Genomic DNA, 14,241 nt, shown 5'->3' with positions numbered 1-14,241 from the left:
GTATGCGCCAACCAAAAGCGGAGCTCAATAAAAACAGTGTTCACTTAACATTATTAATCAAATGCTAATTAACGAAGCTTTTTTTGTCGTGTGCGTCATAAAATGCGCATCACAAACTGAATACAATCCAATGAATTTTGTTACTTTTTTAAGACAATTATTATTTTTATACCCAAGTAAATTCAAAAATACTTGGGTAGCTTGTCTATTTTTGGGAGAGGAAGCTCACTTATGCGAGGTTCAGTTATTAAAAGGATGTATGCCGGCTTTGCACTGATCATCATCCTATTTGCCGTCACAATTGCCATTATGATGGGAGGAATGAGTGATATTCACGGAAAATTTGGCACGGTTTCTAAATCATCCCTACCGTTGGTATCGTTATCTAATCAAACCAGTGTTGAGCTGCTTTCTGCCGACAAATCATTTAAAGACTTCCTGACGACAGAGAATAAACAACGCATGGATGAAATGCGTCAGGAATTTGCTAGATCTCAACAGCGCTTCGAATCCACATTGGCTCAACTGAAAACCGCAAGCCAAATCTACCCTTCTCTTGCCGAACCGTTTTCACAGTTAAAAACGTTAGAGCAGAGCTATTTTACAGAAGCTCTAGAGGCCATGGACAACTACGAAGCAATGTTTGCGGCTCAAGAAGAAGTGCAAAAATCCTCACGCCGCTTCCAAAAACTGAATACCGAACTGTCGGTTGGTCTTAAAGAATATGTGGCAGATCAAACTAGCATTTCTGTCAAAGTCATGGCAAAGAGCTACTTTATCAAGTTAAAAGATGCCGAAGTGATTACTTCTGATGCCCTCGCCAGTTCCAACCCTGAGTTTGTTACGCAAGCCGTGGCTAAAAACCGCAAAGCAGTAACGCACTTGAATTACGCATTCCGCGGGTTGGTGACTCAGCTTCCTGAGCTAGAAAAAGCATTTGGCGAATCTGTAGAGCAATTTACTCGCGACGTTGGTATGCGTGGCGGTGTGCTAGACCAACATAATAATTACCTCAATGCTCGCGCCGCTTTGTATAACAATATCGCCAACCTAGCAAATAAAGTGGATTCAACCATGGCGATTCTTGAGCAATTCACGACAACCGCAACAGATAAGCTCAATGAATCATTGGCAGATGCAGGTGACATATATTCGGCGGGTGTAACGAAAGCCATCATCATTGGCGTTATTGTCGTTTTACTCGCGACAGCGATTGGCTACCACATCGCACAAAGCGTTCGCGAACCGTTGACTCGTATTCTAAAAGTGTTAGAAGGCCTGACTGAAGGTGATATGACACAGCGTATCGATATTCGCTATAACAACGAATTCAGCCGTGTGAGTGGACACATTAACTCACTCGCCGACAACCTTCACGAGATCTTGGTGAAACTCAACGAAGCGTCAGAAAACCTATCGTCAACCGCGACAACCAACGAACGCACCTCTTCGCAAGCACAAATTAAATTGAGCTCTCAACGCGAACAAACAGCAAACGTCGCTACCGCGATGACAGAAATGTCTCATTCAGTGCAGGAAGTCGCGCAAAGTGCGCAAGGCTCGTTAGAAATGGTGCAACGCGTCGAATCTGCCTCTGAAGAAGGTAGAAATGTTATGAGCAGTAATATCTCAACCATTAATCAACTAGAAACACGTTTGAACGAATCGGTCTCCGCAGTTTCTGAGCTACAAAAAATGAGTGGTCAAATTGGGTCTATCCTTGATGTGATCCGCAACATTGCGGAGCAAACCAACCTACTGGCATTGAACGCGGCAATTGAAGCGGCTCGCGCTGGTGAACAAGGTCGCGGCTTCGCGGTAGTGGCAGATGAAGTACGAGTACTCGCATCAAGAACGACTCAATCAACCACTGAAATTGAATCCATGATCAGTAATCTGCAATCTAGCTCGCAATCGGCGAACCAAGTCATACAAAGCTGTATGAGCGATATGGAGATGTCGGTTGAGCAAGCATCAAAAGCGAACAGCTCAATGGAAGAGATCCAGGCGCTAATCATCGAAATCAGCCAAATGAGTACGCACATTTCACAAGCAGCAGCAGAGCAAAGTGAAACATCAACAGACATTGCTCGCAGCATTGAAGATATTAACAGCATCGCCGATGAAAGTTTCCGAGCCATGTCGAGTATCGCACAAACCAGTGAATCACTGACCCACTTGGCTCATCAGCAAAATGAATTGGTCCACCGCTTTAAGTTATAAATACTTTATAATTAAGAGCATTAATTAGTGCAATCAACTGTATAAGGGCGACTTTTTGTTAAGTCGCCCTTGTTTTTTGTCGGCCATGTCTACATATGATTAATAAGGCCAGCTCATCCCCTTGCACAACTCTTTTCGAGCGGCCTCATAAAAAGGAAAATCTATGGCTGTTCATGTTGGTATTATCGACCAAGACCCAGTGAGATTGGTCACTCCTCTATTAGATAATCGTACGCTAAGCACACATATCGTCTTCATCGGAGACAAGAGCCAGTTAGATATATTTGACCGACTGAGTGCCGTTTTAGATCAACGAGAAATTACTTCTGAATTTTTTGAAATTCCATCCGCTGTTAATACATCTCTGATCAAACAAGCAATTCAAAAACTGGCAAAAGACCTCCATGAACGCGGCGAAGATGTAAAATTGAACGCGAGCTGTGGTCTTCGTCATCGCTTGTTGTCGGTGTACGAAGTTTTCCGTACCTATCGCTGGCCAATTTTTGTGGTTGAGCCTAGTAGCGATAAGCTTTGTTGGTTATACCCTGATGGCAAAGAAGATACCCAAGTCGAAGATCACATTACGATTGCAGATTACCTCACTATCTTTGGTGCACGCGGCGAGTTTCACCACGTTGATTTACCACCTCTTCTTGATAAAAAATTGTATGAACTTGGTGAACGATGGGCCTCAAATGCGCTTGAACTTGGGCCAGGTCTAGCAACACTTAACTACCTTGCAACCACATGCCGCAAAGAACAAAAGCTTGATGTCGAGCTCTCCGAAAAACAGCAGGGCTACCGTGAGCTCAACATGTTGCTTTCAGATTTAGTAGAAGCAGAAATCGCCACCTATGAAAATGGCGTTTTAACGTTTGCAGATGAAGATGCTCGACGCTTTTCAAACGGTGAGTGGTTAGAAACTTTGGTTCACAGCACCGTGAAGCAAATCCAAGACACCATGCCGACGATTCAAGATCGATCGTTAAATGTTCAGGTTTATCGTAAACTTGGTGAAAGTGAAGTACGCAATGAGTTAGATGTCGCAACAGTTGTAAACAACAAGCTGCACATCATCGAGTGCAAAACCAAAGGCATGAGAGATGACGGCGACGATACTTTATATAAGTTAGAATCGCTTCGCGATCTATTAGGTGGCTTACAAGCGCGCGCAATGTTGGTGAGCTTCCGTCCTCTTCGTCACAATGACATTACTCGTGCTGAAGACTTAGGGCTAGCCCTGATTGGCCCTGATGAGCTTAAAGATTTAAGAACGCACTTAACGGCTTGGTTTAAAGACGCGGGCGGTTCAGACGAGATATAGTGCCATTAAGAAAAGCTAAAATTCACAACGATAAAAAGCAGCATTAATGCTGCTTTTTTTATACCTAAATTTTAGCTGTACGCATTTCTATAAGTAGAAAAAAACCAGAGGTTAGCCTCTGGTTTTTTCTGTTTGCTTAAATGCCAACTATAGAGGCTTAAAGCATTTTACGCGCTGCTTCTACAACCACTTTAATTGAACGCGCTTCCGTTTCTTTCAGAGTTGAATGATCTGGAATCTCTTTTTGTGTACGGTTGATGATAACACCAGCCACACAACCCGCTTTTAAACCAGAGCTCGCACACATTGTTAGCAGTGTTGCAGACTCCATCTCGAAGTTAAGTACGCCCATGTCTTGCCATTCTTGCATAGAGCCTTGGAAACGCTTAACAACACGACCAGAGAACGTATCGTAACGTTCTTGACCAGGGTAGAACGTGTCGCTTGATGCAGTCACACCCATGTGAACTGTAGCGCCAGACTCTTCTACCGCTGCTTTCATTGCGGTTGCTACTTCAAAGTCAGCAACTGCTGGGAATTCCATAGGAGCAAAGTGTAGGCTCGCACCGTCAAGACGAACTGACCCCGTCGTTACGATCATGTCACCCACGTTTACATGCGGTTGAATTGCACCCGTTGTACCAACACGTAGGAAAGTGCGAACACCAAGCTGTGCCAATTCCTCAACTGCGATAGAGGTAGAAGGACCACCAATACCTGTAGAACAAACCACAACAGGTTTACCGTCTAGCTCTGCACGGTATAGCGTGTATTCACGATGGCTTGCTAGAAATACTGGATTTTCCATTTGTTCTGCGATTTTTTGAACACGCGCTGGGTCACCAGGAATGATCGCTAGAGTCGCACCATTAAGATCAGCTTCAGTAACACCTAAATGGAATACAGCTTGAGACATAAGTCGCTCCTTATTGTGGCTTATTTTATGAACAATAAGCTCATTAATCAGTTATTGGGTACAGATGCACTGTAGCGAACCTTTCACCAACATAGAGTGATCACAATCACAATGATAAAATGTAATGAAAATGAAATTTCAAACAAAACTGGTATTGATCACACTTTAAGGGGCATTAGATCATTTTGTTGCATAGCAATGCGTGATTTCAAGGACGAGAAAAACGTCTGATCGCATCAGGTGAATACGGTTAAAAAAAGCCCGATACACGAATGCCTCGGGCTATTAATGAGTGGGATCAATGGTTAGGTCAGTTATTTGATCTGCTTGGACTCAAAACGAAGTAATCTCAACGCATTCAATGTCACCAGTGCTGTTGCACCACTGTCGGCTAATACAGCAACCCACAACCCAGTAACACCAAGTAAACTTGTCACTAAGAATACACCTTTCAAACCTAGCGCTAACGCGACATTCTGACGAATGTTACTTAGCGTCGCGCGCGACAGTTCTATCATGGCAGGTAGCTCAATCAAACGGTTGTGTGTTAACGCCGCATCAGCAGTCTCGAGCGCAACATCCGTACCGCCTCCCATCGCAATGCCGATACTCGAAGCTTTCATGGCTGGAGCATCATTGATACCGTCTCCCACCATCGCAACGGTATGTTGTTGTGATAGCTTCTCGACGTAATGCACCTTGTCTGCAGGTAACAAACTCGCTTTATAATCCAAGCCTATTCTATTTGCCATTGCTTCTGCACTTCTCGGGTTGTCACCCGTTAGCATCACCGACGTGACCCCAAGTTCCTTCAACATTGCGATGGCTTGCTGGGCATCTGAGCGCAATGTATCTTGCCATGCGATCACGCCAATGACCTCGTCATCGTAACGAACAATGACAACCGTTTTACCTTGTTGTTCCAACGTAACTACTTGCTCTATGGCTTCTTGAGAAAGTGGAAAGTCTGCCTTTGAAGGCGTGACCACTTGGACCATTTTTCCATCGACGTAACCAGTGACACCAGAGCCTACTTGCGCGGTTTTATCCAACGCTTCAGGAATAGTAAGCCCCTGCTCTTGCACTTTGGTAACTAAAGAAACCGCTAGAGGATGACTTGAACCAACCTCGATTGACGCAGTTAGGCTAAGTAACTTGTCTTCATCCATATCAAAAGCAAAGACATCAGTCACTTCTGGTTTACCTTGCGTCAGTGTCCCAGTTTTATCAAATGCGACAGACTCAACCTTGCCAAGCAACTCAAGCGCCGCACCACCTTTGATCAATGCGCCCCGCTTAGCAGCTGCCGCCAAGCCAGAAGTGATCGCCGCAGGCGTTGAAATTACTAATGCACATGGACAAGCAATCAACAGCAGGGCGAGTCCTCGATAGATCCACGTTTCCCACGGTTGGGCAAATAGTAATGGCGGCGTAACGATAACCATCAGAGACACCAGCATCATTAGCGGCGTATACCAACGGCTAAATTTATCAAGAAAGCGTTCTAATGGTGCCTTACGGGATTCTGCTTCTTCAATCAAATGAAGAATTCGGTCTATCGCATTCTCGCCCTGACGGGAAGTCACCTGTAAGCGAACCACTTTATCGACAACCACAGCCCCGGCCATCACTTTGCCACCGGTTTGATGTTCAACGGGAACAGATTCTCCCGTTAACGCACTTTCGTCAAAACTCGCAAGCGCATCTTGCAAAACACCGTCGGCAGGCAAACGACCTCCGGGTGCGACTTCTATGATATCCCCTGGTTTAAGCTGAGCAGCTGGTACTTCTTTACGTTCACCATCAATAATTAAAATTGAATTTTCTGGGACTAAGTCCATTAACGCCTGGACACCGCTTCGCGCGCGAGATGATGCATATGCTTCTAACTTTTCACCAATAAGGAAAAGCAATAACACCATTGCGGCTTCGGCGGTTTCACCTAAATATAAAGCGCCGAGCGCCGCTACACTCATTAACGTTTCAATCGCAAAAGGCGTACCGCTACGCGCCAACTTAAATGCTTTGAGCGCGATTGGGTATAAACCAAGTAAACACGTCAAAGTGAATAACCAAGCGCTTATTTGAGGGTCGATCTTAGAAATTACTGCCGCAGTAGCCATTGCACCAGCAATCGAGAGAATTTGGATGTTGTCTCTTATGACGCCAAGCCAGCCTTTCTTTGTAGTGCTTGGTTTTGGAGCATCCAGTGAAGAGAGCGGGAAACCCGTTTTTTGGGCTGTCTGCTCTATCGTAGCTATCAGCTCTAGACCATCAAAATCGACGACCAGTTTTTCTGTTGCAAACAAAACCTTGGCTTGGCTGACGCCTTGTAAAGACGTAATGGCTTTCTCAAGCTTTTGCGCACAAGATGGGCAATCCATACCTGACACAAGCCAAGCGTTCCGAACGGAGGAATTACTCTCCCTTGTGGGATCGTCTTCCTCGCCTGTGTCAACGCTGCAGCCTCCTCCACTACAGCAAGAGCTTTCAGAAACATCAACACTGGCCTGAGAGATATTGAGCGAAGATTTTACTGGCGCACAGCATGACTCGCTTGCACCAAGCGGCACCGCAGTTTTGATTTTGCTAGATTGGCAACCTTGATGTTTTGTACACATAATTTTTTCCTTATTGGTATCGGTGATTTACCTATTGCTAAGGATAAACCTTAGAGTAAGCTCCAAGGTCAAGATAAATTTGTACAGTTCGGCGATATAAAATAAAAAAGACGCCGAAGCGTCTTTCCAAACCAGTTTAAAAGCAATATTCCGTAAAGTTTAAACAGAGAGGTTAAACGGGATGCTTAAAACACTCATTTAATGTCATTCCTATGGCACGCAGCACGTCTCTTCTTGTGATAACACCAACCAACTTACCTTTGCCATCCACCACTGGATACATTTTCGGCTTTCCAACTTTCATCATGTCAGCCAGTTCAATTACTGACATTTCTGGAGAAACAGATAAGACATCATCATGCATACACTCTTGTACCGTATGTGTATCTTGGCAGTGATAACTTGCTTTCACCAACTTATCTAATAAGTCTTGCTCCGATAAAAACCCAACCACTTTTTCATTTTCATCAATGACAGGGCCACCTAGTGTGACACTTTGCATTACTTTGTTTAAAGCTGCCGAAAGTGACATATCTTTCGTGAAAGTCACCGCTTGCAACGTCATGTAATCTTTTACTTTTAATGAATGCATTCTTATCTCCTTAAGGGCATTTTATTGCGGCCTTTAGATAAGTGTCGCCTAATTTCCTGATTTTACTAAATGGAAAGGAGTAATTTTATTTATAGGCACAGCCTATTGAACTAAAACAAAATTAACTCACCGAACAACATTCACTGTATTTCGTTAAACGCAAGATTCAGCCAGGCTGATTTTTCTAGGCAAAATACAACAAAGCCAGTCAATTGACTGGCTTTGTTATTATGTAATTGTTGCGTTAGCAATGTTGGCGGCGCATGTTGTCTAAAATAATGCCAGTCGCCATCGCGACATTCAGTGATTCGGCACCGCCAAACGCCGGAATCGTGATCTTATCTGTCACGAATTTTGCTGCGGCTTCACGCACACCATGAGATTCGCTGCCCATCAACAAAATACCTTCAGCAGCGAAATCCGTTTTATGAACGCTCTCTCCTTCCAAAAACGCGCCATATACTGGCAATTTGGCGTGTTCCAAGTAACTTGGCAAATCCACCAAACTCACTTGTACGCGGCCAAAGCTGCCCATGGTCGCACTGATCGTTTTAGGATTATAAGGATCAGCACAATCTGTACTCGCAATAATGTGCTTGATGCCATACCAGTCTGCAACACGAATAATCGTACCTAGATTACCAGGGTCGGATACACCATCTAGCGCAATCATCAAGCCTTTCGCTTGAGGCTCTTTTACACTCGGAATTTCAACCACAGCAATGGCCGCATTATTGCTCACAAGCGTGCTCGCTTTGGTCAATTCATCAAGCGATGCTTCAACACAATCAAAACGATTTAGCGTACCAGCATTTTGTTCGAGAAATGCCGCTGTTGCAAAAACCTGCTTCACCTTCAATGAACTACTTGCTAGCTCTAGTACGTTCTTTTCACCCTGAACTAGGAATAAGCCATGCGCTTTACGCTGTTTCTTTTGACCTAAAGCACGAAGCAGTTTTAATTGGTTTTTTGAAATCATTAAAGTATCCCAGGTGAAAATGGTTATTCGGCGAGCGTACCCTAAACAATCTTCACGACAGTTCGGTATCAAGCGGATGAGATTATAAATTATACCTAAATAACCTCAAGAAGCTTGATCATCAGAAGACGTTGAACACCAAGCGTAGCCAAAATAAAAGAAGGCTCAAAAACGAAAAAAGCCCTGCGATAACGCAGGGCTTTCAAAAGTGATGCCTGCAATATATGATCGCATATCACGAACATGATTTCAAATAGTTACAAAACAACTTGCAGCAAAAGTTCGCATAAAATTGCATCAAAAGTCTGCATATTTGACCAACGACTTAAAGGCAACGTTGTAAAATTACCACATTCCTATCAGTCCCTCGAGAAACATATGGTCCTTGGGTCGACAATGTTTTTATTGAGCGATTATGGCGAAGTCTGAAACTTAAAAGCTTACAGCACGCCCCATAAAGTGGAACTTGAAATCGGGCACTACATCGTGTTTTATAATGAGGAGCTTAATCATCAGGAACTCAATAACCTCATCCCTGATAAAGTCTACTTTGGCAGACAGAGATTTGCTGCTGAGCAGGATCAATCGCCTAAGGTATTGGCTTATGTGTCCAATCATTAGGCTCCACTTTTCTAATCTGTTCATAAAAATAAATTTTGTGTATGCGTAAAGATAATTTATACACCTTTGATAGCTGGCCTGTAGGTACACCAGAACGCTTAATACATGGCTATTGGGAGTTGGGCATGATGAGGTTTCACACATTTGCTAGTGAATGCGGTAAAGAGCTTCAAGATACGTACAACCGCACTAACCATGGACTAGGTGCTAATGTTGTGTACATAGACCTAACGTCAATGGGAGATGGGTATCGATACAAGTCAGAAATCTTAGATATTATTCGAAGTCATCAGCAAACATGGGTGTGGTTCGTAGGCTGTAGGGCGCTTTTGGAGGACTCATTGGCGGGTTGGTTACGCTCTGTTTTAACGACATACGACCTAGACCACGTTCGAGTTGCTTTTGTGCTTGATAGCCGTGAGCAGTTCAACCATATCTTTCAGGATTATTCAGCTCCGTTCTATCAATCGACCACAGCTCTAGATTTCTCAAAGAACAGCTAGGCTTACCCTTAGTAACTATTAAATGTTTACTCCACTCTTTAGCTAGTTCGTATAAACCCTGCCCAAAATGATCCAATCTAAGTGACCGCAACGTAGCTTTTACGCTAATACCATCGCTAAATCTAACTTTTATTGTTTATTTTTCGGTCGGGTGACAGTTCAAACAAGTAAGTAGTTGATAGACTTGGGGCAAAGGCAAGTTAGCGCTAGTCGTCCTAGCACGTTTCTGGACAAAACCTTGTCAGTTACATTACTAAATTAGAACGTAACGGATTAGCTCACGTATGGAGAGGTAACGCTCCACTGAAAATAAAAACGGCTAGCGAGAATAACTCAAACTAGCCGTTTATTTTATGTTCACGTTATTAAAAACCTAAGATAGAACGCTTGTTCTTCTTTAGGTGTTTTAGGTACGGGTCTTCCTTAGCATCATAGCTCTTTAAGTGATCTATTCCTGCAAGTAATCCATACTCCTCTTCTGCCTGCTTAAGGGCTTTTTGAATGATCGAATCTTTAGAATGTAGACTGACTTTTGTCTTTGCAACTCTTGGTCGACCTATTTCCTCAACTGTAAAATATCGTCTAGCTTTGGTGAGCTCTCGAATCTGAACCCCAATGTCTTGGTGCTTCACTATATATGAGTTTGGTGTACTGTTTTCCACAACAGCTGCGATGTTGCATGCAACAGACTGCAGATCGTTTAACTGCTTTTCCCGGTGCGCGTTAATCAAACTCTCTAACGCCTTTTTTCTCTCTATAGTTCTGCGTCTCTTTGCCGATTTCAGCTTCGCATTAGAGTCATAAGATTTGCTGGAGTTAGATGTTGATGGCGCATCATCTTCCTTATATGCGTCATATAATTTTTTTGCGCCATACGCTAATGGTATAACCGCCAACCATAAAGCCATTGTTTTGCACCCTTTAAACTTGAAAGAGGGTCCTGCAATGAACACAGGCCCCTCTTGTAATGATTAAGCCGTCTTAGATTCAAACTTTCCAGTTAGTAAGTCACGAATCTCAACTAGAGCTTCAACAGAACGCTTTAATTCATCAATGTCATAGTCTGTAGCTGCATCTTCCTTCAGCTTATTGATGTACTCTTCGGTTTGTTCTACCAGTTCATCTAGACCAGCCTGAATTGCAGTCTCAGTATTGTTCCAGAACTTAGCAATGCAATCTTCAATTTGGTCCCAAACGTTTTCCTTTTTGATTGCTTCAGCAACCTTTTTAGCGAGGCTTTTCTGCCATGAACTACCCATTAAACGATAAACCATATATCCAATCGCAGCTGCAATGGCAATACCGATAGTGATCGGGCCACCAAGAGCCGCCACGAACGATGTAACTGAGGTTACGCTACTGGCAAGTCCTAACGAAACAAGTACACCCGCAGCTTTACCAACTAGGATGTAAGCCCCTAAGTTGCTTGCAATCGTAGATACATATAGTGCCATTGCACCTAGACTTCCTAGTCCGGCCATACCACCAACAAATGCTGCGCGGGAGTTAAATTCAGAAACATCGATATCAAGCCCCCCAATTTCTGAGTCAATAGAAGCCTTTGTCATTTTAGGAGCTGCTTCTTGCCATCGCACCAGAAGGGCGTCCACCTCATTTGAGACAACTTTACCGCTAGATTTTAGGTTACTCTCAAGTTTAGAGGTGATCAGTTGGCTGAAATAATTGCCAATTTCTGTTTGAGCTTCTTTCTTGTCATCATAAGTTTCGGTAATAAGCGTTTCCAAACCTTCCGCAGATGAATTGTACTGATAGAAGGTCTTCATATCAGAAAGATCTTTTTTCTTACGGTCAGCACAAGATGCAATAAGTTCCTCGAAATCGGCCTTTATTTTAGAAGCCTGCTTACGAAATCGCGCATCCTGTTCATTGACCTCATTTACACGGTCAACACTTGATTGCTCTTTGTCTTTCAATGATTCAATAGCAACCGCTAGAACCTTATCTGCTTGAGAGTAAATATTCTTGATATTTTGCTCTACGATAGCAGCATGATTCTCATTCAGGTAATCTGCCATTTCATCGACTTGACGGATAAGCGATGTACGATATAGCTCATTCTCTCGCCAGAACGGTTGTGTACGAGCAGTCAGTTCCTGAGGTTCTGGTGCTTCATCGATATAACCATCTTCTATCCAATGATTGAAAATTAGCTTATCTAGCTGCTTTTTCACGCGTTTAAACGTCACTTTACCAACCATAGAAACATCATCAGCATTTAGATCGCTATGACAGTGCGATTGGACGAATAATAGATGCTTCAGAGGATTATTTTTATCAACTGGTGGGCGCTGACGGATGATATTTGCTGCAAAGCCCAAATCACTTTCCTTAAAGAAACCAGCGTGCATAGACAAGAATACAACACCATCAGCTAGCTCTACACCACCAAGCGCTTTTTCTGTGTCGCTGTCGTCTTCACTGTTTAGATCCCCAGGAGTATCCATCAACCACACTTTTTTGAGGATAGGCGCATCCATGAACACGATTGCTATGTACGCATCGTTCTCAAATGATTCATCATAATTGTGTACGCCTAAACGGTCTAGAATATCGGTACCGCCTTGCTCTATCAGGTACTTATTGACCAGTTCTTGAGAATGAATCATGTATGGCTTAAAACCTTTACGGAAGATTGCCACTTGGCCATTGATTATGGATGGTTGATCATCCGTGTGCATCAACAGGTTTACCACGCAGGTAGCAGGAGTGAACTTTTCTTTTAGTACCTTCCCATCCGTTAACGTGTTGAACATTGTGGTTTTGCCTGAGTCATAGTGTCCAAAACCACCAATGATAGGCTTTCCATTTAGAGATTTTAGAAGCTCTTCGAACTTTTCAAACTTGTCTCCAAGTTCAATCGAATCAATGTAGCTTCTCTCTTTAGCGATTTTAGCAATAGCGGATTTTGTATCGGTAATCTTATCTAAGGCCTGTGCTACTTTTGTTGCAACTTCAGTTGTAGTGATAATAGACATGGAAATATCTTCCTTTTTGTAAGTTATTTGGTTTAGGAATTCATAGAAGCGACTTGGTTCCATACCTATTGCGTTCAGGTAACCAGCCATTTTTATCGCATCTGCTTTCAGTGGTTGCTTTTCAATTCGGGAAACGGCCCTTTGATCAAGAGTTCTTCCCATACCATAGATATCAGAACGTGCTGCAACATCTTCCTGAGAAAGACCTGCTTCAGTTCTAGAACCAATGAGGAATTCTATAAGTTGTTTGTTGATGTTTTCGTTGCTCATACTCTGTACCTGCTAATCAGCAAAGCGTTATTGCTTGCAGATTTTAAGACGTTTTTGTCTAGAACAAGGTCAATATAGAGCCCCAAATAAGAACTGTCAATAGATTAGACCATTTTGTCTATGTAAAATGCACATTATCAGTAAGGCATTAAAATTTAGTGACTTATAACTCTGATCACTTTTTCTTATCTGATAAAAAACTCATTAATTGGGTAGATAGCCCTTGTCATAGAGCAATCTGAATAGTCACCAGTATCGTAGCCACTTTTAGCATTACCCAAAATAGGCCAATTTATGACAAAAGAAATGAGTCCTGATTCTTGTGCTAGAAAGGATTTGGGGCACAGGCTTTTCAGGAGAAAAGCCTGTAACAGCTTCTATCTGTCAGCAGTCTGTTTTCTCAGACAACCTCAGAGCGTCTTCTAGCTCAACGCCAAGGTATCGAATTGTGTTATCAAGCTTCGAGTGTCCAAGTAAGATCTGTACAGCCCTGATGTTTTTCGTTCTGGCATAGATTAAAGTGGCTTTGGTGCGGCGCATGGAATGAGTCCCGTAATAGTCAGCATTCAGTCCCAGTTTTGCAGCCCAGTTCCTGATAATTGTACGATAGAATGAGTAGCTGATAGGTTGCCCAGTGCGTCGGCTACTCGGGAATAGAAAACTGCTTGCCTCTAGAGATGCTGCAAAAATCCATCGGCTAATACTTTGCTGTGTTCTCTGAGTAATCTCATAATGGACATCGGTGCCAGTTTTTTGCTGGACGCACTGAACCCTTTCATAGATAACTCCTCGCGAAGAAACATCGTAAACGTGTAGCTTTAGCAAATCACTCGCTCTTAACTTGCTATCTATAGCTAGGTTCAGTAGTGCGAGCTGCATCAGATCATTTTCAATCTCTAGCCTAGTTCTAATCCGCCAGATCTCTTCAAGCTTAAATGGCCTTTTGATGCCACTGCATTTTCCAGATGATAACTTTCTCATGATGACCTCCTCTCAGTGTTTTTGGTCAACATGAAGTTTGGCTGTCACATTTTGTAGGGTTCAGGAAGATCTGAAACGTCGGTGGACACTTTCGAGTTTAAAAGTGCCGACTGTAACAGTTCTGGACAGAACCTTCTTAGAGTAACCACTTAAATTAGAGAAATATGGATAACTTTTTGTATCATAAAATCGCGTCGTAAAGTGCCCAGTCTAAT

At 43.1% G+C, this 14,241-nt stretch carries 10 protein-coding genes and 1 pseudogene; 4 read left to right on the top strand and 7 right to left on the bottom strand.

Annotated features, from left to right (window positions below; all coding sequences use genetic code 11):
• Positions 1-231 precede the first annotated feature (231 nt).
• Positions 232-2,223, top strand: coding sequence for a methyl-accepting chemotaxis protein (locus R8O11_RS17545; protein WP_318194300.1), 1,992 nt, complete (start codon positions 232-234; stop codon positions 2,221-2,223).
• Positions 2,224-2,386: 163 nt separating this feature from the next.
• On the top strand, positions 2,387-3,547 hold the full coding sequence (locus R8O11_RS17540) for a DUF1887 family protein (RefSeq protein WP_005378476.1): 1,161 nt from the start codon (positions 2,387-2,389) through the stop codon (positions 3,545-3,547).
• A gap of 157 nt (positions 3,548-3,704) precedes the next feature.
• Here the strand turns inward: R8O11_RS17540 and udp are convergent, their stop codons facing one another.
• The 4 genes from udp to R8O11_RS17520 all read right to left on the bottom strand — a co-directional run bounded on the left by udp (position 3,705) and on the right by R8O11_RS17520 (position 8,655).
• Positions 3,705-4,463, bottom strand: a complete 759-nt coding sequence (gene udp / locus R8O11_RS17535) for a uridine phosphorylase (protein WP_005378479.1) — start codon at positions 4,461-4,463, stop codon at positions 3,705-3,707.
• Between the two features lie 314 nt (positions 4,464-4,777).
• The gene (locus R8O11_RS17530) at positions 4,778-7,084 is read right to left on the bottom strand and encodes a zinc/cadmium/mercury/lead-transporting ATPase (protein WP_053307489.1); all 2,307 of its coding nucleotides are present in this window, start codon (positions 7,082-7,084) and stop codon (positions 4,778-4,780) included.
• 172 nt (positions 7,085-7,256) lie between these two features.
• Positions 7,257-7,676 carry a CBS domain-containing protein gene (locus R8O11_RS17525; protein ID WP_005378483.1) on the bottom strand — a complete coding sequence of 140 codons (420 nt, stop codon included), beginning with the start codon at positions 7,674-7,676 and terminating at the stop codon, positions 7,257-7,259.
• A gap of 244 nt (positions 7,677-7,920) precedes the next feature.
• Positions 7,921-8,655, bottom strand: coding sequence for an RNA methyltransferase (locus R8O11_RS17520; protein ID WP_053303254.1), 735 nt, complete (start codon positions 8,653-8,655; stop codon positions 7,921-7,923).
• 380 nt (positions 8,656-9,035) lie between these two features.
• Here R8O11_RS17520 and R8O11_RS17515 point away from each other — a divergent pair.
• Positions 9,036-9,276, top strand: a pseudogene (locus tag R8O11_RS17515) (IS3 family transposase); the annotation flags it as partial.
• A 125-nt stretch (positions 9,277-9,401) separates the two neighbouring features.
• Positions 9,402-9,779, top strand: a complete 378-nt coding sequence (locus R8O11_RS17510; protein WP_254661686.1) for a hypothetical protein — start codon at positions 9,402-9,404, stop codon at positions 9,777-9,779.
• Between the two features lie 365 nt (positions 9,780-10,144).
• Here the strand turns inward: R8O11_RS17510 and R8O11_RS17505 are convergent, their stop codons facing one another.
• The 3 genes from R8O11_RS17505 to R8O11_RS17495 all read right to left on the bottom strand — a co-directional run bounded on the left by R8O11_RS17505 (position 10,145) and on the right by R8O11_RS17495 (position 14,026).
• The gene (locus tag R8O11_RS17505; RefSeq protein ID WP_213970507.1) at positions 10,145-10,687 is read right to left on the bottom strand and encodes a hypothetical protein; all 543 of its coding nucleotides are present in this window, start codon (positions 10,685-10,687) and stop codon (positions 10,145-10,147) included.
• 63 nt (positions 10,688-10,750) lie between these two features.
• Entirely contained in the window at positions 10,751-13,045 is a 2,295-nt protein-coding gene (locus tag R8O11_RS17500; RefSeq protein ID WP_213970508.1) for a hypothetical protein, read from the bottom strand.
• 384 nt (positions 13,046-13,429) lie between these two features.
• The gene (locus tag R8O11_RS17495) at positions 13,430-14,026 is read right to left on the bottom strand and encodes a tyrosine-type recombinase/integrase (RefSeq protein ID WP_257897281.1); all 597 of its coding nucleotides are present in this window, start codon (positions 14,024-14,026) and stop codon (positions 13,430-13,432) included.
• Positions 14,027-14,241 lie beyond the last annotated feature (215 nt).

The organism is Vibrio sp. 1288 (assembly GCF_033344475.1).
This window is presented reverse-complemented; position numbering and strand designations above follow the sequence as displayed.

Excerpts from the sequence above, each read along its gene's own strand:
- R8O11_RS17495 (WP_257897281.1), bottom strand. The coding sequence starts at position 14,026 with ATGAGAAAGTTATCATCTGGAAAATGCAGTGGCATCAAAAGGCCATTT.
- R8O11_RS17500 (WP_213970508.1), bottom strand. The coding sequence starts at position 13,045 with ATGAGCAACGAAAACATCAACAAACAACTTATAGAATTCCTCATTGGT.
- R8O11_RS17530 (WP_053307489.1), bottom strand. The coding sequence starts at position 7,084 with ATGTGTACAAAACATCAAGGTTGCCAATCTAGCAAAATCAAAACTGCG.
- R8O11_RS17525 (WP_005378483.1), bottom strand. The coding sequence starts at position 7,676 with ATGCATTCATTAAAAGTAAAAGATTACATGACGTTGCAAGCGGTGACT.
- R8O11_RS17510 (WP_254661686.1), top strand. The coding sequence starts at position 9,402 with ATGATGAGGTTTCACACATTTGCTAGTGAATGCGGTAAAGAGCTTCAA.
- R8O11_RS17540 (WP_005378476.1), top strand. The coding sequence starts at position 2,387 with ATGGCTGTTCATGTTGGTATTATCGACCAAGACCCAGTGAGATTGGTC.
- R8O11_RS17505 (WP_213970507.1), bottom strand. The coding sequence starts at position 10,687 with ATGGCTTTATGGTTGGCGGTTATACCATTAGCGTATGGCGCAAAAAAA.
- R8O11_RS17545 (WP_318194300.1), top strand. The coding sequence starts at position 232 with ATGCGAGGTTCAGTTATTAAAAGGATGTATGCCGGCTTTGCACTGATC.
- udp (WP_005378479.1), bottom strand. The coding sequence starts at position 4,463 with ATGTCTCAAGCTGTATTCCATTTAGGTGTTACTGAAGCTGATCTTAAT.
- R8O11_RS17520 (WP_053303254.1), bottom strand. The coding sequence starts at position 8,655 with ATGATTTCAAAAAACCAATTAAAACTGCTTCGTGCTTTAGGTCAAAAG.